At 69.2% G+C, this 15,068-nt stretch carries 16 protein-coding genes; 6 read left to right on the top strand and 10 right to left on the bottom strand.

The genetic code is table 11. The features are described from left to right. The first annotated feature begins 168 nt into the window (after positions 1-168). Positions 169-615 (top strand): SRPBCC family protein, encoded by a 447-nt coding sequence (locus AC1DYD_RS12555; RefSeq protein ID WP_478173065.1) that lies wholly within the window; start codon positions 169-171, stop codon positions 613-615. A 65-nt stretch (positions 616-680) separates the two neighbouring features. Here the strand turns inward: AC1DYD_RS12555 and glnA are convergent, their stop codons facing one another. From glnA to AC1DYD_RS12535, 4 genes are all read right to left on the bottom strand, one after another. After that, complete coding sequence (glnA, locus tag AC1DYD_RS12550; RefSeq protein ID WP_478173064.1) at positions 681-2,174, bottom strand: type I glutamate--ammonia ligase; 1,494 nt, start codon at positions 2,172-2,174, stop codon at positions 681-683. A 112-nt stretch (positions 2,175-2,286) separates the two neighbouring features. Further along, a complete protein-coding gene (locus tag AC1DYD_RS12545) occupies positions 2,287-2,538 on the bottom strand; it encodes a hypothetical protein (protein ID WP_478173063.1) in 252 nt (83 codons plus the stop codon). A 211-nt stretch (positions 2,539-2,749) separates the two neighbouring features. Then, a complete protein-coding gene (locus tag AC1DYD_RS12540; RefSeq protein ID WP_478173062.1) occupies positions 2,750-3,514 on the bottom strand; it encodes a class II glutamine amidotransferase in 765 nt (254 codons plus the stop codon). A 25-nt stretch (positions 3,515-3,539) separates the two neighbouring features. After that, positions 3,540-4,997, bottom strand: a complete 1,458-nt coding sequence (locus AC1DYD_RS12535) for an MFS transporter (RefSeq protein ID WP_478173061.1) — start codon at positions 4,995-4,997, stop codon at positions 3,540-3,542. Between the two features lie 92 nt (positions 4,998-5,089). Between AC1DYD_RS12535 and AC1DYD_RS12530 the strand changes: the two genes are divergently transcribed. Beyond that, positions 5,090-5,212: a hypothetical protein gene (locus tag AC1DYD_RS12530; RefSeq protein ID WP_478173060.1), complete on the top strand. Its 123-nt coding sequence runs from the start codon at positions 5,090-5,092 to the stop codon at positions 5,210-5,212. Here the strand turns inward: AC1DYD_RS12530 and AC1DYD_RS12525 are convergent. The 6 genes from AC1DYD_RS12525 to AC1DYD_RS12500 form a co-directional block, all read right to left on the bottom strand. Then, on the bottom strand, positions 5,203-5,424 hold the full coding sequence (locus AC1DYD_RS12525) for a cysteine-rich CWC family protein (RefSeq protein WP_478173059.1): 222 nt from the start codon (positions 5,422-5,424) through the stop codon (positions 5,203-5,205). The genes AC1DYD_RS12530 and AC1DYD_RS12525 overlap by 10 nt on opposite strands. Continuing rightward, the gene (locus tag AC1DYD_RS12520; RefSeq protein ID WP_478173058.1) at positions 5,421-6,680 is read right to left on the bottom strand and encodes a 6-phosphofructokinase; all 1,260 of its coding nucleotides are present in this window, start codon (positions 6,678-6,680) and stop codon (positions 5,421-5,423) included. Before AC1DYD_RS12520 ends, AC1DYD_RS12525 begins: the two co-directional genes overlap by 4 nt. A gap of 53 nt (positions 6,681-6,733) precedes the next feature. Further along, entirely contained in the window at positions 6,734-7,897 is a 1,164-nt protein-coding gene (locus AC1DYD_RS12515; RefSeq protein ID WP_478173057.1) for an acyl-CoA dehydrogenase family protein, read from the bottom strand. A gap of 13 nt (positions 7,898-7,910) precedes the next feature. Next, on the bottom strand, positions 7,911-8,705 hold the full coding sequence (locus AC1DYD_RS12510) for an enoyl-CoA hydratase-related protein (protein ID WP_478173056.1): 795 nt from the start codon (positions 8,703-8,705) through the stop codon (positions 7,911-7,913). Position 8,706: 1 nt separating this feature from the next. Beyond that, positions 8,707-9,885 carry an acetyl-CoA C-acetyltransferase gene (locus tag AC1DYD_RS12505; RefSeq protein ID WP_478173055.1) on the bottom strand — a complete coding sequence of 393 codons (1,179 nt, stop codon included), beginning with the start codon at positions 9,883-9,885 and terminating at the stop codon, positions 8,707-8,709. Between the two features lie 124 nt (positions 9,886-10,009). After that, positions 10,010-10,321, bottom strand: coding sequence for a DUF2917 domain-containing protein (locus tag AC1DYD_RS12500; protein WP_478173054.1), 312 nt, complete (start codon positions 10,319-10,321; stop codon positions 10,010-10,012). Between the two features lie 82 nt (positions 10,322-10,403). Between AC1DYD_RS12500 and AC1DYD_RS12495 the strand changes: the two genes are divergently transcribed. The 4 genes from AC1DYD_RS12495 to AC1DYD_RS12480 all read left to right on the top strand — a co-directional run bounded on the left by AC1DYD_RS12495 (position 10,404) and on the right by AC1DYD_RS12480 (position 15,062). Further along, positions 10,404-11,339: a LysR substrate-binding domain-containing protein gene (locus tag AC1DYD_RS12495; protein WP_478173053.1), complete on the top strand. Its 936-nt coding sequence runs from the start codon at positions 10,404-10,406 to the stop codon at positions 11,337-11,339. A gap of 88 nt (positions 11,340-11,427) precedes the next feature. Further along, positions 11,428-12,204 (top strand): ProQ/FINO family protein, encoded by a 777-nt coding sequence (locus AC1DYD_RS12490; protein WP_478173052.1) that lies wholly within the window; start codon positions 11,428-11,430, stop codon positions 12,202-12,204. A 103-nt stretch (positions 12,205-12,307) separates the two neighbouring features. Further along, positions 12,308-13,780 carry a DUF1800 domain-containing protein gene (locus AC1DYD_RS12485; RefSeq protein ID WP_478173051.1) on the top strand — a complete coding sequence of 491 codons (1,473 nt, stop codon included), beginning with the start codon at positions 12,308-12,310 and terminating at the stop codon, positions 13,778-13,780. Positions 13,781-13,796: 16 nt separating this feature from the next. After that, a complete protein-coding gene (locus AC1DYD_RS12480) occupies positions 13,797-15,062 on the top strand; it encodes a DUF1501 domain-containing protein (protein WP_478173050.1) in 1,266 nt (421 codons plus the stop codon). Positions 15,063-15,068 lie beyond the last annotated feature (6 nt).

The raw sequence follows: 15,068 nt of genomic DNA, 5'->3' as shown, positions 1-15,068 counted from the left end.
GCCGCGTTCTCCGACGGGGAGGTCGGCGGCAATCCGGCCGGCGTCGTCGTCTGCGACGCGCTGCCCGCGGCCCATTCTTGAGTTCTGACTCGTTCGGTGTCGATTTTCCGCAGGCTCATTCGACGTATCAGTCGAGGGTCATCCTCTGCACTTCAGGAGAACGCAACCATGGCTACCAACACCGTCCGTCTGCACCGCGTGCTGCGCACCACACCGGACCGGCTCTACCGTGCCTTCGTCGAACCCAGCGCTTTTGAGCGCTGGCTGCCACCATTCGGGTTTACCGGCCAAGTCCATCGCATGGAGCCCGTGGTCGGGGGCGCCTGGCGCATGTCCTTCACCAACTTTGGTACCGGCCACAGCCACTCGTTCGGTGGGAAGTACCTGGAACTTGTCCCCGGCCAGCGCATTGCATACGATGCGACCTTCGACGACCCCAACCTGCCGGGCACCATGAAGACCACCGTGACGCTGACCCCCGTGTCCTGCGGCACCGAATTGGCCGTCGTGCAGGAAGGCATCCCCGATGTGATTCCTACAGAAATGTGCTACCTGGGCTGGCAGGAGTCGCTTCTCGCGCTGGCCCAGTTGGTCGAGCCGAATATTCCGGGTTGAGGGGAAGAGCCTGCGGCTGCGTCGAGCTTGCGCTCAACAGGCGAAGCACCACGACCTGCCGGGTCTCAGGCATCGAAGTAGAGATAGAACTCCCACGGGTGCGGGCGCAACCGCACGGGATCGACGTCGTGTTTCCACTTGAGTTCGAGCCAAGTCTCGATGACGTCCTTTGTGAACACGTCTCCGCGCATCAAGAAGTCGTGATCCTTCTCCAGCGCGCGCAGTGACTCGTCAAGCGATCCAGGCACCTTCGCGATGCTCTTTGCCTCCTCAGGAGGTAGCTCGTAGATGTTCTTGTCGAGCGGCGGCCCCGGGTCGATCTTGTTGGCGACCCCGTCGAGGCCCGCCATGAGCATCGCCGCGAACGCGAGGTAGGCATTCGCGGTCGGGTCCGGACAACGGAACTCGACGCGCCTTGCGTTCGGCGAGTCCGAATACATCGGAATGCGCGCCGCGGCCGAGCGATTTCGCTGCGACATCACCAGGTTCACCGGCGCCTCGTAGCCCGGTACGAGCCGCCGGTAGGAGTTGGTGGTCGGCGCACAGAACGCCATCAGCGCGTGCGCATGCTTGAGCAGCCCGCCGATGTACCAGCGGCACAGCTCGGAGGTCAGCGCCCAACCCTTGGCGTCGTAGAAGAGATTGCGCTTCTCGTTCCACAGGCTCTGGTGGCAGTGCATGCCGCTCGCGTTGTCGGCGAAGAGCGGCTTCGGCATGAACGTGGCCACCTTGCCGTGCCGGCGCGCGATGTTCTTGACGAAGTATTTGTAGACCATCACGTTGTCGGCCATCCGCACGAGCGGCGCGAACTTCATGTCGATCTCGTTCTGGCCCGCGGTCGACACCTCGTGGTGGTGGATCTCGACCTGCACACCCGCGTTCATCAGCCCCAGCACGATCTCCGAGCGGATGTCCTGCAGCGTGTCGTGCGGGGGCACCGGGAAATAGCCTTCCTTGTAGCGCGGCTTGTACCCGAGGTTCCCGCCTCCGAACGCGCCTTCGTCCCGGCCCGAGTTCCATGCGCCCTCGACCGAATCGACGTAGTAGTAGCCGCAATGCGTGTTCTGCTCGAACCGGATCGAGTCGAAGATGAAGAACTCGAGCTCCGGGCCGAAGTAGCAGGTCTGCGCGACCCCGGTGTCCTTCAAGTGACGCTCGGCCTTGCGGGCCACGAAACGCGGATCGCGCGAGTAGGGCCCCTTCTGGACCGGGTCGATCACGTTGCAGGTCATCGAAAGCGTCGGGGTCTCGCACATCGGATCGATGAATACGGTGGTCGGGTCCGGCTGCAGCAGCATGTCCGACTCGTGGATCTCCTGGAAACCGCGGATCGAGGAGCCGTCGAACCCGATGCCGTCATCGAACAACGCGTCGTTGAGTTCCGGCAGCCCGATCGAGAAGTGCTGCCACAGTCCCGGCAGATCGGTGAACTTGAGGTCGACGATCTGGATTCCGTGCTCCCGTACGAGGGCGATCACCTCCTTCGCATTCTTGGGCGGATTCACCCGGTAGGAGCCGGGTTCGAACTGGGCGATCGGGCGCTTTTTCTCGGTCGGCATGGTCCTCTCCTCGGGTTGGGCTTACCAGCGTCGGGCCTCGAGGCGTTCGAACAAGACGGCCGAGCAGCGCCCGAGGAATCCACCACAACTCCCGCTCGCGCGGGCGTCACTCTCAGTCCTGCGGGGAAGGGGCGCGTTTCAGCCTCATCCCCGTGCCGGCCAATGTCATCAAGCCATCCTTGTCGACGCCGATATGCCGACCATCCGCCAGCTTGTATTCGGTGAGCCCCGTCGGCTCCCATTGTCCTTGCGTGTCGGGAACCGCGTCGAGACGGGCGAGGTGTTCATAGGCCTGGACACGGTAGGTCTGTCCATCGCTTCCGCGGGCGGTGAATGTCTCGAGCAGGTGAAGCATCTTTTCCATGCGCGCTCTCCTTGCAACCGACAGAGCCGGGCGCCTTCGTGCATCCCGATGCGCTTGCGCGCGACCAGAAGGCGCACGTCGAAAGGAGTTTGACGGGCCGCTGGCGGTGAAGTTCCGACGTGTGGCGTCAGGCCTTTCCCCAGGCCAACTGACTCGGCTGGCGGGAGCGGCATTGGCGGTCAGACCGCGAATCTTGCCCGCTGCGCAGGCGCTATCCGCGCCGCTGCCCGTCCACGAACACCGCCAGTTCCCGGGGTGCGAACGCCGTCCACGTCTCATTGGTCGTCAGCGGCGCGGTCACCACCACGGCCACGCGATCATTCGGCGTGGTGTGCTGGGCGAAGTCGATGCTCAGGTCCTCGTCCGACAGCTCGGCGGTCAGGAAGGGATGCCGGCGCTCGACGTACCAGAGGTGGGTCGAGGCGTGGGCCCACAGGGCCTGGCCGTTCGACAGCATGAAGTTGAAGGTGCCGTGCGCCGCCAGCCGCGGTGCCAGCTCGCGCAATGTGAGCGTCAGTTCGTCGATGCTCGGCACGTCGGCATGCGACTTGGCCAGCTCCTGCATGATCCAGCAGAAGGCGTGCTCGCTGTCGGTGCTGCCCACCGGGTGGAAATTGCCGTGCAGCCGCGGCCGGAAATCCTTCAGGTCGCCGTTGTGGGCGAACACCCAGTAGCGGCCCCACAGCTCGCGCACGAACGGATGGCAGTTCTGCAGGTTCACCGCGCCCTGCGTCGCCTTGCGGATGTGGGCGATGACGTTGCGGCTCTGGATCGGATAGCGGCGGATCAGCTCGGCCACCGGCGACTCGCAGGCCGGCTGGTGGTCGACGAAATGCCGCAGGCCGCGGTCCTCGAAGAAGGCGATGCCCCAGCCGTCGGCATGGTGATCGGTGCGGCCGCCGCGCTGGGCGAAACCCGTGAAGCTGAAGGTCACGTCGGTCGGCGTGTTGCAGTTCATTCCGAGCAGCTGGCACATGGCGGTTATTAGAACCGAAGCGGATTCAACTCTTCGGCGGCGCGGCCTTCACCCGCAACTGCCAGGCCGCGACGATGGCCAGCGCGCAGAGCCCCGCCAGCAGCATGAACACCTCGTCGAAGGCGGCCAGCCGCGCCGGGCTGGTGGCCGGATTGGCGAGCGAGTCACCGTGCGCCGCGAGCCGCCATTCGAGCACGATCGCGCACAGGCTCACGCCCGCGGCGCCGCCCAGCATGCGCAGGAAGTTGATGGCGCTGGCGCCCTGCGGGATCAGCGGCTTGGCCAGCGGCCGCATCGAGCCCAGGTTGAGCGAAGGCAGGATGAAGCCCAGGCCGATGCGCCCGATGATCGCGAAGGCCACCAGCAGCCACAGCGGGCTGTCCAGGCGGAGCACCACCATCAGCGCGAAGGACGCGGCCAGCAGCACCAGGCCGATGCCCACCAGCAGGTAGGTCGGCTGCCGGTCGGCCAGCCGGCCGACGCCGGCGATGGTCAGGGCGAGCACGATGCCGGCCGGCAGCAGGATGGTGCCGACGTGCGAGGCCGACAGCTGCAGCCCGACCTGCATGTAGACCGGCAGCAGGTAGGTCGAGCCGAACAGTGCGGTGCCGTAGATGAAGGCGACCACGCTGCCCATCGCGAACTGCCGGTACTGGAACAGCGCCAGGTTCATCAGCGGAGCGCCGCCCCTGGCGGCCAGGCGCTTCTGCCAGGCGACGAAGGCGCCGAAGGCGGTTCCCGCGCCGGCCAGCAGCAGCGTGGCGTGCAGCGCCGAGTCACCGCGCAGGGCGACCAGGCCGTTCAGCAGGCACAGGGTGCCGAGGGTGCCGAGGCCGAGTCCGCGCCAGTCGAGGCCGTCGCTGCGTGCCGCGACCACGCCGCCCGGCGCGGTGGTCGGCACGAATTTGTAAGCCAGCCAGATCGACGCCAGGCAGAAGGGCACCACCATGAAGAAGATCGAGCGCCAGCCGAACAGGTCGACCAGCACGCCGCCGATGCTGGGCCCGATGGCCGGCGCCAGCACCACGCCCATGCCGAAGATCCCGCTGGCGCGGCCCTGCTCCTGGGGCTGGAAGGCGCGCAGGATGATGATGGCCGGGATCGGCTGCACCACGCCCGCCGCCAGCCCCTCGGCCACGCGCGCGATCAGCACCAGCGTGAAGTCGGTGGCCAGCCCGCCAGCCAACCCGCCCGCCATCAGCAGCACCATGGTGCCGACGTAGGTCCGCCGGTAGCCGTAGCGCGAAAGCAGCCAGGGCGTGGTCAGCATCGACACGGTCATCGCCACCATGAAGCCCGAGCTGACCCACTGGGCGCGTTCCTGGCCGAGCGAGAAATGATGGCTCATGCCGGGAATGGCGACGTTGACGATGGTCGACGACATGATCGACGCCATCACACCGACCATGACCGAAACGAGCAGGAGCCAGCGATAGCGTTCGCCGTAGCGGCTGCTCAGGGACTGCGGGGGAGGATTGTTCATCAGGAGTGGGAGTCGCCCGCGCCGGGCCGTCCTGCAAGGATATCGGCGTTTGCACCGCTCCAGCGCGAAGTGTCGGCGGCCAGAATCGGGTGTTGCGACAACGGGCCGCCGGCCGACTGGGCCGACCGTTCCACCAGGTGATCACCGAGCAGCGCGAGCGCGGCGGCATGCCGGCGATGGCGGCCAAGGAAGAACCGGTGGCGGCTCAGTCCTGAAGCGCTTCCCGGGCGGCGCAGCGCGCGCAGATGCACGCCAGGCGGCGCTGTGCGTCCGGCACGCGGGCCAGCAGGGCCTCGCTGAAGCCGACCTCCCTGCACCAGCACGGCGGCTGGACCTGGCCGGTCTCGCGCTCGATCTCGATCGCGCAGCGATTCGACTCGCCGCACAAGGGACAGCGCGACGGATCGGGGCGGGCCACTGCGTTCATCCCGCGAGCTCGAAGGGCGCCAGCTTCTTCGCCACCGCGACGTTGTCGAGCGACACGTAGACCGGAAGGCCGTCGCGGTAGGACGGATAGTCCTCGCCCTGGATCAGCGGCAGCAGGTAGCGCCGGCATTTCTCGGTGATGCCGTAGCCGTCGCCCGAGATGAAGTCGCGCGGCATGAACTTCTCGGCGTTGGCGACCGCGTCGAGCGGCGCCGTGCCGATGCGGTAGGCATAGGGCTGGTCGGAGCTGCGTTCGATGGTCGGCATCACGGCGTTGCGGCCTTCGAGCGCCAGTTCGACCGCGCGCTGGCCGAGCTCATAGGCCTGCCGCACGTCGGTGGCCGAGGCGATGTGCCGCGCCGCGCGCTGCAGGTAGTCGGCCACCGCCCAGTGGAACTTGTGGCCCAGCGCGTCCTTGATCATCTGCGCCACCACCGGTGCCGCGCCGCCGAGCTGCGCGTGGCCGAAGGCATCCTTGCTGCCCTGCTCGGCCAGGAAAGTGCCATCGGCGTGATGGCAGCCTTCGGAGACCACCACGGTGCAGTAGCCGTGATGCTTCACCATGGCGTCCACGCGCGCCAGGAAGACGGCCTGGTCGAACGGAATCTCGGGGAACAGGATCACGACCGGAATGCCGTGCGCCTCGACCAGCCCGCCGGCCGCGGCGATCCATCCGGCATGGCGTCCCATGACCTCGATCACGAACACCTTGGTCGAAGTCGCGGCCATCGAGCGGACGTCGAGCGAGGCCTCCAGCGTCGACACCGCGACGTACTTGGCGACCGAGCCGAAGCCCGGGCAGCAGTCGGTCAACGGCAGGTCGTTGTCGATGGTCTTCGGCACATGGATGGCCTGCAGCGGATAGCCCAGCGACTGCGACAGCTGGCTCATCTTGAAGCAGGTGTCGGCCGAATCGCCGCCGCCGTTGTAGAAGAAATAGCCGATGTCGTGGGCCTTGAAGACCTCGATCAGGCGCTCGTACTCGCGCCGGTTCGTGGTCGAAGACTTGAGCTTGTAGCGGCACGACCCGAAGGCGCCGGCGGGCGTGGTGCGCAGCGCCGCGATCGCCTCGGCCGATTCGCGGCCGGTGTCGATCAGGTCCTCGGTCAGGGCGCCGAGGATCCCGTTGCGGCCGGCGTAGACGCTGCCTATGCGGTCGGGGTGCCGGCGCGCCGTCTCGATCACGCCGCAGGCCGAGGCGTTGATGACCGAGGTGACGCCGCCGGACTGGGCGTAGAAGGCGTTGAGGGTGGGCATGGGGCGCATTGTCCTGCAGCCCCCGTCCGCCTGCCAGTGCGATCTTCAGTGGCTCAGCGCCCCGGCAGCCCCATCGCGCGCGTGATCACCTCTTTCATGATCTCGTTGGTGCCGCCGTAGATCCGCTGCACCCGCGCATCGGCGTAGGCCCGGGTCACCGGGTACTCCCACATGTAGCCGTAGCCGCCATGCAGCTGCACGCATTCGTCCATCACCTTGCACTGCAGGTCGCTGGTCCAGTACTTGGCCATGCTGGCGGTCGCGGTGTCGAGCTTCTCCAGCATCAACAGTTCGATGCACTTGTCGACGAAGACCTGCGCCACCTGCACCTCGGTCTGCAGTTCGGCCAGCGTGTAGCGGGTGTTCTGGTAGGCGCCCACCGGCTGGCCGAAGACCTGGCGTTCCTTCACGTAGGCCACGGTGTGGTCGATCGCGGCCTGCGAGGCGGCCACCGCGCTGATCGCGATCTGCAGCCGTTCCCAGGGCAGCTGCTCCATCAGGCAGACGAAGCCGCGGTTCTCCTGTGCCGCGCCGCCCAGCAGCGCCTCGGCCGGCAGCCGCACGCCGTCGAAGAACAGCTCGGAGGTGTCCTGCGCCTTCAGGCCCAGCTTCTTCAGCCGCTTGCCCTTCTCGAAGCCCGGCATGCCGCGCTCGACCAGGAACAGGCTGGTGCCCTTGGCACCGCCGGCCGGATCGGTCTTGGCGACCACGATCACCAGGTCGGCGTGCCAGCCGTTGGTGATGAAGGTCTTGCTGCCGTTCAGCAGATAGCTGCCGTCGGGCTGCTTCAGCGCCGTGCTGCGCACTGCCTGCAGGTCGCTGCCGGCGGCCGGCTCGCTCATCGCGATGGCGCCGATCATCTCGCCGCTCGCGAGCTTCGGCAGGTAGTGCTTCTTCTGTTCTTCGGTGCCGTAGCGCAGGATGTAGGGCGCCACGATCTCGCTGTGCAGCCCCCAGCCGATGCCGGTGAAGCCGCGGGCCCACAGCTCCTCGAACTGGATCACCGAATAGAGCAGGTCGGCGCCCGAGCCGCCATATTCCTCGGGCAGCGACATGCAGAGGAAGCCGTTGGCGCCGGCCTTGTTCCAGACCTCGCGGGCGACATAGCCCTGTTCCTCCCAGGCCTCGTGGAAAGGGGCGATCTCCTTGTCCATGAAGCGGCGGAAGCTGTCGCGGAAGGCCTCGTGGTCGGGGCCGAAGAGGGTGCGTTCGATCATGGGAATGCAGCGTTCAGCGTGGCGGGAAGACCGGAGCGCGCTTTTGCAGGAAGGCCGCCACGCCCTCGGCGAAGCTCGGCTGCTCGATCAGCTCGCGCTGGCGTTCGCTTTCATAGTGCAGTTGCTCGGGCAGCGTGTGCCGCTCCGACTGCGCGATGGCGCGGCGCGCCTCCTGCACTGCATGCGCAGGCAGGCACGCCAGGCGCTGGGCGATCTTGAGGGCCTCGGGCCCCAGCGCGCCGTCGTCGAGCGCGGCCCAGATCAGGCCCCACTGCGCCGCGGTCTCGGCGCCGAGCTTCTCATCGAGCAGCGCCATGCCCATCGCGCGCGCGGGGCCGACCCGGCGCGGGATGAACCAGGTGCAGCCGAGGTCGGGCACGATGCCCAGCTTGGGCAGGAAGGGAAGGTAGAAATACGCGCTGCGCGCCGCCACCACGATGTCGCAGGCCAGCGCCAGGCCGACGCCGGCACCGGCGGCAGGCCCGTTGACCGCGCAGACCACCGGCACCGGCAGCGCGCGCAGTTCCTCGATCAACGGGTTGCTCATCGATTGCATCCAGTCGGCAGTCTGGTCGCCGAGCGTCTTGCCTTCCTCGGGCGCGCGCATCGCGCTCAGGTCGGCGCCGACGCAGAAGGCCTTGCCGGCGCCGGTGAGAAGCACCGCGCGTACCTGGCTGTCGCCTCGAACGCGAGCGAAACACTCGCGCAGTTCCTGCTGCAGGTCGAGCGCGATCGGGTTGAGTTTGGCCGGCAGGTTCAGCGTGAGGGTCGCGATGCCGTCGTTCAGTTCGTAGAGAACCGTGCTCATGTCAGAGCCGCTCCACGATCGTCACGTTGGCCATGCCCCCACCTTCGCACATGGTCTGAAGGCCATAGCGCTTGCCGCGCCGGCCGAGCGCATTCACCAGCGTGGTCATCAGCTTGGTGCCCGAGGCGCCGAGCGGATGGCCGAGCGCGATCGCGCCGCCGTTGACGTTGAGCTTCGCCGGGTCGGCGCCGAGCGTCTGCAGCCAGGCCAGCGGCACCGGCGCGAAGGCCTCGTTGACCTCGTAGAGGTCGATGTCTTCGATCTTCAGGCCGGCCTTCGCCAAGGCGCGCGCGGTGGCCGGGATCGGCGCCTCCAGCATGATCACCGGGTCGTGGCCCAGCACGCTCATGTGGTGGATGCGGGCCAGCGGCTTCACGCCCAGGGCCTTCAGGCCGCGCTCGTTGACCACCAGCACGCCGCTGGCGCCGTCGCAGATCTGGCTCGCGGTGGCGGCGGTGCAGCGGCCGCCCTCGGCGATCAGCTTGACCCCGGCGATGCCTTCCAGCGTGGCCTCGAAGCGGATGCCCTCGTCGACCGTGTGCATCTCGCCGCCGGCCGAGCCATCGGCCAGGCGCACCTCTACGGCCAAGATCTCGTCGGCGAACAGTCCCTCACGGCTGGCCGCGATCGCGCGCTGGTGGCTCTCGAAGGCGTAGCGGTCGAGCATGTCCTTGGTGAGCCCGTAGTTCTTCGCGATCATCTCGGCGCCGGTGAACTGGCTGAACTCGACGCCGGGGTAACGCCGCTGCATCGCCGGGCTCATGTAGGTGCCGAGGCCGGCCTTGGCCGGCAGCGCGTTGGGCGTGAACATCGGCACCCGCGTCATGCTCTCGACGCCGGCCGCGATCACCGCGTCCATGCTGCCCGACATCACGGCCTGGGCCGCGAAGTGCAGCGCCTGCTGCGACGAGCCGCACTGGCGGTCGACCGAGGTGCCGGGCACCGATTCGGGCAGTTTCGAGGCCAGCACCGCGTTGCGCGCCACGTTGGTGGCCTGCTCGCCGACCTGGCTCACGCAGCCGAGGATCACGTCCTCCACCGCCGCCGGGTCGATGCCGCTGCGCGCCACCAGCGCGTCGATGACCTGCGCCGCCAGGTCGACCGGGTGCCAGCCCGCCAGCCTGCCGCCGCGACGGCCGCCCGCGGTGCGCGCGGTGGCCACGATGTATGCCTCTGCCATGGTGTGTCCTTCATCCGAGAAACGGGGCCCGGAGCGGACGGCGTCAGGCCGTCGGTTCACGACGGCGACGGGATGCGCCTTTCCTGGCCCGGAGCGTCGATGGTTCAACGCCCGGGCCGCCGGGTCAAGCCGGGGTCATCCCGTGGGGCCACAGTCGCCAAGGCGACCGCTCGGGCGGCGCTGGCCGGGCGGCGACCGAGAGCGCGGCGGCACTGAAGCGCACGCAGGACGGTTCGAGCGCCGCCACCAGCGCGCGGCGGTGCGAGTCGCTGCGGAAGCGCTCGCCGGGCTCGAGCACGATGTCGCGCCGGTCGTGGTCGAGCGTGATCCAGAGCGCGCCGCGGGTGCATTCGATGTCGACCTCGTGGGCATCGGGCAGGGTGAAGACGGCCGTCTTCGGCAGGCTGAGGCTCAGGCGCTGGGTACGGGGGGTCATGGAGAGCTCCTTTGCATTCGCTGTGGGAATGAATATAGTGAGCAGAGTCCACTATGTCATACGGTCTTTCGGAACTCGTTGCATGCGTATTGAGAATGTGAAAAGCCCTGCATCGACGGCCGACCTGCCGCCGCTCGAGTTGTTGCGCAGCTTCGAGGCCGCGGCCCGCAGCCTGAGCTTCACGCAGGCCGCGGCCGAGCTGTCCCTGACCCAGTCGGCGGTGAGCCGGCAGATCCAGCAACTCGAGGCCGCGCTCGGCGTGCTGTTGTTCGAGCGCCGCCACCGGGCGCTGGCGCTGACCGAGGCCGGCGGCGTGCTGCAGCGCGCGGTGGTCGAGAGCCTGGAGCGGCTGCGCGATGCCACGGCGCGCGTGCGCAGCGCACCGCTGCCACGCCATGTGGCGGTCACGACCACGCCGGGCTTCGCCTCGTTCTGGCTGATCCCGCGGCTGGCGCGTTTCACGGCCGATCATCCCGAGGTCGACGTGCGTGTGTCGGCCACGCTCGACGTGCTCGATCTCGAGCGCAGCCGGGTCGACGTCGCGGTGCGCTTCGTGCCTATCGCGCGCGGCACCGGGGTGGCGCTGTTCGAGGAAACCGTCATGCCGCTGTGCGCGCCGGAGATCGCGGCGCGGCTGCACGAACCGGCCGACCTGCTGGGCCAGACCCTGCTCACGATCGACGAGCCCGATCACGCCGGCACGCCGACCGTCGACTGGGAGCCCTGGCTGCAGGTCATGGGCCTGAACGACCTGCGCATGAAGAACACGCTGCGCTTCACGCTCTACACGGACGCCGTCGCCGCGGCGGTGGCGGGCCAGGGCGTGGTGATCGGCCGGCTGCCGCTGGTGGGCGCGCTGGTGCGCAGCGGCCAGCTGGTGTCGCCCTTCGGCGAAGGCGCGGCCTCGCGCCGTGGCTATTTCGTCGACAGCTCGCGCCGTGCGGCGGCCAACCCCGATGCGCAGGATTTCGTGCGCTGGCTGCGGGCCGAGGCCGAGGCCGCCCGACGGCCGTCCTGAGGCCCTCGGGACCTCATGGCGCGACACGATTACAGTAGGTGCCATTCCGGGGCTTCCGCGCCCCCCCGCTTCGCTGACCAAGATTCCGATGACCCCGACGACAGAGACCGTTTCCGCCCCCGCGGCCCCCGAGGCCCCCGCCGCGCCTGACGCACCCGCCGCACCCGCCGCCACCAGGGAAGGCCGCCGCGGGCGGCGCAAGCCCCGGCCCGAGGCCAAGCCCGACGCCACGCCGAAGGCCGCGCCCGAGGCCAAGGGCGGCCAGCGCGCGCCGCGCAAGGCCATCGCGGTGCTGGAGCGCTTGTTCGAGCTCTATCCGAAGATGTTCGGGGCCCGCTTCCGGCCGCTCAAGCTCGGCGTCTACCAGGAGCTGCTGGCCCTGCACCCCGACGCCTTCAAGAAGGAAGACCTCAAGATCGCACTCGGCCTGCATGCGCGCTCGACCCGCTACCTCGATGCGGTGGCCGCCGGCGAGCAGCGCCACGACCTGAATGGCGTGCCGGTCGAGCCCGTGGCCCCGGAGCACGTGCACCACGCGATCCTCGAAGTCTTCAAGCGCCGCCAGGCGCGCAGCGCGGAAGACCTGCGGCCGAAGCTGCGCGCGCGCCTGGTCGAGGCCATCGAGGCCTCGGGCCTGTCGCGCGAGGACTATGTGCTGGCCGTGCGCACGCAGGACGAAGTCACCAACGCCGTGCTCGACGAGGCCTTCGTCGAAGTCGGTGCCCGCACCGCCAAGCGCGAGGCCTTGCTGCGTGCCTTCGAGGCCAGCGGCCGCACGGTGGTGGAGTTCGCCGAGATGTACGGCATGGACCCGGCCGAGGTCGGGCGGACCCTGGCGCGCGCCCGGCCGGCGCCCGCCGGCTGACGCCGCCGGTGCGCTGATCTTTACCGGGCAGGGTCGGCCGAGTCCACCGGCGCGGCGTTGTGGAGGGGTCGCCCGTCGGCCACCACCGTTGCAGGAGTTGCCCATGAAAGCTCGCGTCCTCGCCTGGGCCCTGGCCTGCGCGGCCTTCGCCGTGCTGCCTGTGCGAGCGCAGTCCGCCTCGGAGGCCGACGCCCTCCATGTGCTGAATCGCCTCGGCTACGGCCCGGCGCCCGGCGACCTGGCGCATGTGCGGCAGATGGGCATCGATCGCTACATCGACGAGCAGTTGCACCCCGAGCGCCTGCCGCTGCCGGCCGATCTGGCGCGGCAGCTCGACAATCTGCCGACGGCCGCGGCGTCGCAGCGCGAGCTGATCACGCAGTACCGCGAGGCGGCGCAGGCGGTCAAGGACGGCGGCGACGAGGCCAGGGCGGCGCGGCGCGAGTCCCTCCGGCAGCTCGACATCGAGTCGGGCCAGGCGCGTCTGTGGCGTGCCGCGCGCAGTCCGCGCCAGCTCGAGGAGCGCATGGTCGACTTCTGGTTCAACCACTTCAACGTCTTCGTCGGCAAGGGCCTGGACCGGGTGCTGGTCGGCAACTACGAGCGCGAGGCGATCCGGCCCTACGCGATGGGCCGGTTCCGCGACCTGCTGGGGGCCACGGCCCACCACCCGGCGATGCTGTTCTACCTGGACAACTGGCAGTCCGTGGCCGCAGGCTCGCAGCCGCCCCGCGGTGCCGGCCCGGCCGCCAAGGCCAGCGGCCTGAACGAGAACTACGCCCGCGAGCTCATGGAGCTGCACACGCTGGGCGTCGATGGCGGCTACAGCCAGCAGGACGTGACCGAGCTGGCCCGGGTGCTGACCGGGTGGACCTTCGCGCCGCGGTTGACCAGCGGCGCCTCGGTCTTCGTGTTCGATGCGCGCCGGCACGACCGCGGCGACAAGTTCTGGCTCGGGCAGCGGATCGGCGACCAGGGCCAGGCCGAAGGCGAGCAGGCGCTGGACCTGCTGGCCATGCACCCGGCCACCGCGCGCCACATCGGCTATCAGCTGGCGCAGTACTTCGTCGCCGACCAGCCGCCCGCGACGCTCGTCGACCGGCTCGCGCAGCGCTACCTGGCGAGCGGCGGCGACATTCACGCGCTGCTCAAGACCCTGTTCGACAGCCCCGAGTTCCGCAGTCCCAAGGTGCACGGCCTGAAGTTCAAGACGCCCTACGACTATGTGGTCTCGACCGTGCGCGCCACCGACCTGCCTCTGACCGATGTGCGGCCCCTGCTCGGAACGCTGCGCCAGCTCGGCATGCCGCTCTACGGCTGCCAGACGCCGGACGGCTACAAAAACACGCAGGACGCCTGGCTCAACCCGGATGCGATCACCCGCCGCATCGGCTTCGCGACGGCGTTGGCATCGGGCCGGCTGCCGGCCGCAGCCACGCCGCCGGTCGATGCGGAAGTCCTGCTCGCCACGCTGGGCAGCGGCATCTCGCCAAAGACCCGCGCCACCCTTGCCGAGGCGACGCCCGATCTGCGGGGGGCGCTGGTGCTCGGCAGCCCCGATTTCATGCACCGCTGATTTCCCGGAGGCCACCATGCTGCGTCGCGATCTGCTGAAACTTGCCGTGCAGGGCGGTGCCGTCCTGCTGCCTCCAGGCCCCTCGGCCTTCGCCGCGGTGGGCGAGAGCCGCGCCGGTGCGCCGCCGCGGCTGGTGGTGATCTTCCTGCGCGGCGCGGTGGATGGGCTGAGCGTGGTCGCGCCCTATGCCGACGACGCCTACTACGCCGCCCGTTCATCGATCGCCCTGGCGCGCCCGGGCGCCGAAGGCGGGCTGCTCGACCTCGATGGCCGCTTCGGGCTGCACCCGGCGCTGGCGCCCCTGATGCCCCTGTGGCAGGCCGGCCAGCTCGGTTTCGTGCAGGCCTGCGGTTCGCCCGACGAGACCCGCTCCCACTTCGATGCACAGGACTACATCGAGTCCGGCACGCCGGGCCGCAAGTCGACCGCCGACGGTTGGCTCAACCGGCTCCTCGGTGCGATGCCGGCCGATTCGACGGGCGCCCCGTCCGCCACCCGGGCCGTCAGCATGGGCCCGGTACTGCCGCGCATCTGCGCGGGGCGCAACACCGTGGCGAACCTCCCGCTGGGCGCTGCGGCCGGCAAGCCGACGCTGCTCGATCGTCCGCAGGTCGCCGATGCCTTCGGCCAGCTCTATGGCGGCGACGATGCGCTGTCGCGCGCCTTCAGGGAATCGCGCCAGTCGCACCAGGAGGTAATGCGATCGCTGAACCCCGACAACCTGGACCGCGAGATGCAGGCCGCCAGCAATGGGGCCCCGCTGCCCAACGGCTTTCCCGACAACGCGGCCCGGCTCGCGATCCTCATGCGCAACGACGCGCGGGTCCAGCTGGCCTTCATGGACCTCGGCGGGTGGGACACCCATGCCAATCAGGGCGCGGCGACCGGCCAACTCGCCAACCGGCTCGGCCCGCTGGGGCAGGGGCTGTCGGCGCTGGCCACGCGCCTGGGCCCGGTCTGGGCCGACACGATGGTGGTGGTGATGTCCGAGTTCGGCCGCACGGTGCGCCAGAACGGCAACAGCGGCACGGACCACGGACACGGCAACTTGCTGTGGCTGCTCGGCGGCAAGGTGGCTGGCGGCAAGGTGCACGGGCGCTGGCCCGGCCTGGAGGATCGTGCGCTGCACGACGGCCGCGACCTGGCGGTGACCACCGATTTCCGCCAGGTGCTGGCGGCCATCGGCGAACGGCACCTGCGCCTGCCGGACGGGCGTCTGGCCGAGGTCTTTCCGGGCTTCGCCTTCCAGTCCTCGGGGGCCGCCGGCCTGTTGCGCGGCTAGACAGCG

The sequence above is a fragment of the Variovorax sp. P4_B11 genome, from assembly GCF_056402355.1.
This window is presented reverse-complemented; position numbering and strand designations above follow the sequence as displayed.

What these genes read in the sequence shown, in the direction of transcription:
- AC1DYD_RS12555 (WP_478173065.1), top strand. Translation starts at nt 169, where the DNA reads ATGGCTACCAACACCGTCCGTCTGCACCGCGTGCTGCGCACCACACCG.
- glnA (WP_478173064.1), bottom strand. Translation starts at nt 2,174, where the DNA reads ATGCCGACCGAGAAAAAGCGCCCGATCGCCCAGTTCGAACCCGGCTCC.
- AC1DYD_RS12545 (WP_478173063.1), bottom strand. Translation starts at nt 2,538, where the DNA reads ATGGAAAAGATGCTTCACCTGCTCGAGACATTCACCGCCCGCGGAAGC.
- AC1DYD_RS12540 (WP_478173062.1), bottom strand. Translation starts at nt 3,514, where the DNA reads ATGTGCCAGCTGCTCGGAATGAACTGCAACACGCCGACCGACGTGACC.
- AC1DYD_RS12535 (WP_478173061.1), bottom strand. Translation starts at nt 4,997, where the DNA reads ATGAACAATCCTCCCCCGCAGTCCCTGAGCAGCCGCTACGGCGAACGC.
- AC1DYD_RS12525 (WP_478173059.1), bottom strand. Translation starts at nt 5,424, where the DNA reads ATGAACGCAGTGGCCCGCCCCGATCCGTCGCGCTGTCCCTTGTGCGGC.
- AC1DYD_RS12520 (WP_478173058.1), bottom strand. Translation starts at nt 6,680, where the DNA reads ATGCCCACCCTCAACGCCTTCTACGCCCAGTCCGGCGGCGTCACCTCG.
- AC1DYD_RS12515 (WP_478173057.1), bottom strand. Translation starts at nt 7,897, where the DNA reads ATGATCGAACGCACCCTCTTCGGCCCCGACCACGAGGCCTTCCGCGAC.
- AC1DYD_RS12510 (WP_478173056.1), bottom strand. Translation starts at nt 8,705, where the DNA reads ATGAGCACGGTTCTCTACGAACTGAACGACGGCATCGCGACCCTCACG.
- AC1DYD_RS12505 (WP_478173055.1), bottom strand. Translation starts at nt 9,885, where the DNA reads ATGGCAGAGGCATACATCGTGGCCACCGCGCGCACCGCGGGCGGCCGT.
- AC1DYD_RS12500 (WP_478173054.1), bottom strand. Translation starts at nt 10,321, where the DNA reads ATGACCCCCCGTACCCAGCGCCTGAGCCTCAGCCTGCCGAAGACGGCC.
- AC1DYD_RS12495 (WP_478173053.1), top strand. Translation starts at nt 10,404, where the DNA reads ATGCGTATTGAGAATGTGAAAAGCCCTGCATCGACGGCCGACCTGCCG.
- AC1DYD_RS12490 (WP_478173052.1), top strand. Translation starts at nt 11,428, where the DNA reads ATGACCCCGACGACAGAGACCGTTTCCGCCCCCGCGGCCCCCGAGGCC.
- AC1DYD_RS12485 (WP_478173051.1), top strand. Translation starts at nt 12,308, where the DNA reads ATGAAAGCTCGCGTCCTCGCCTGGGCCCTGGCCTGCGCGGCCTTCGCC.
- AC1DYD_RS12480 (WP_478173050.1), top strand. Translation starts at nt 13,797, where the DNA reads ATGCTGCGTCGCGATCTGCTGAAACTTGCCGTGCAGGGCGGTGCCGTC.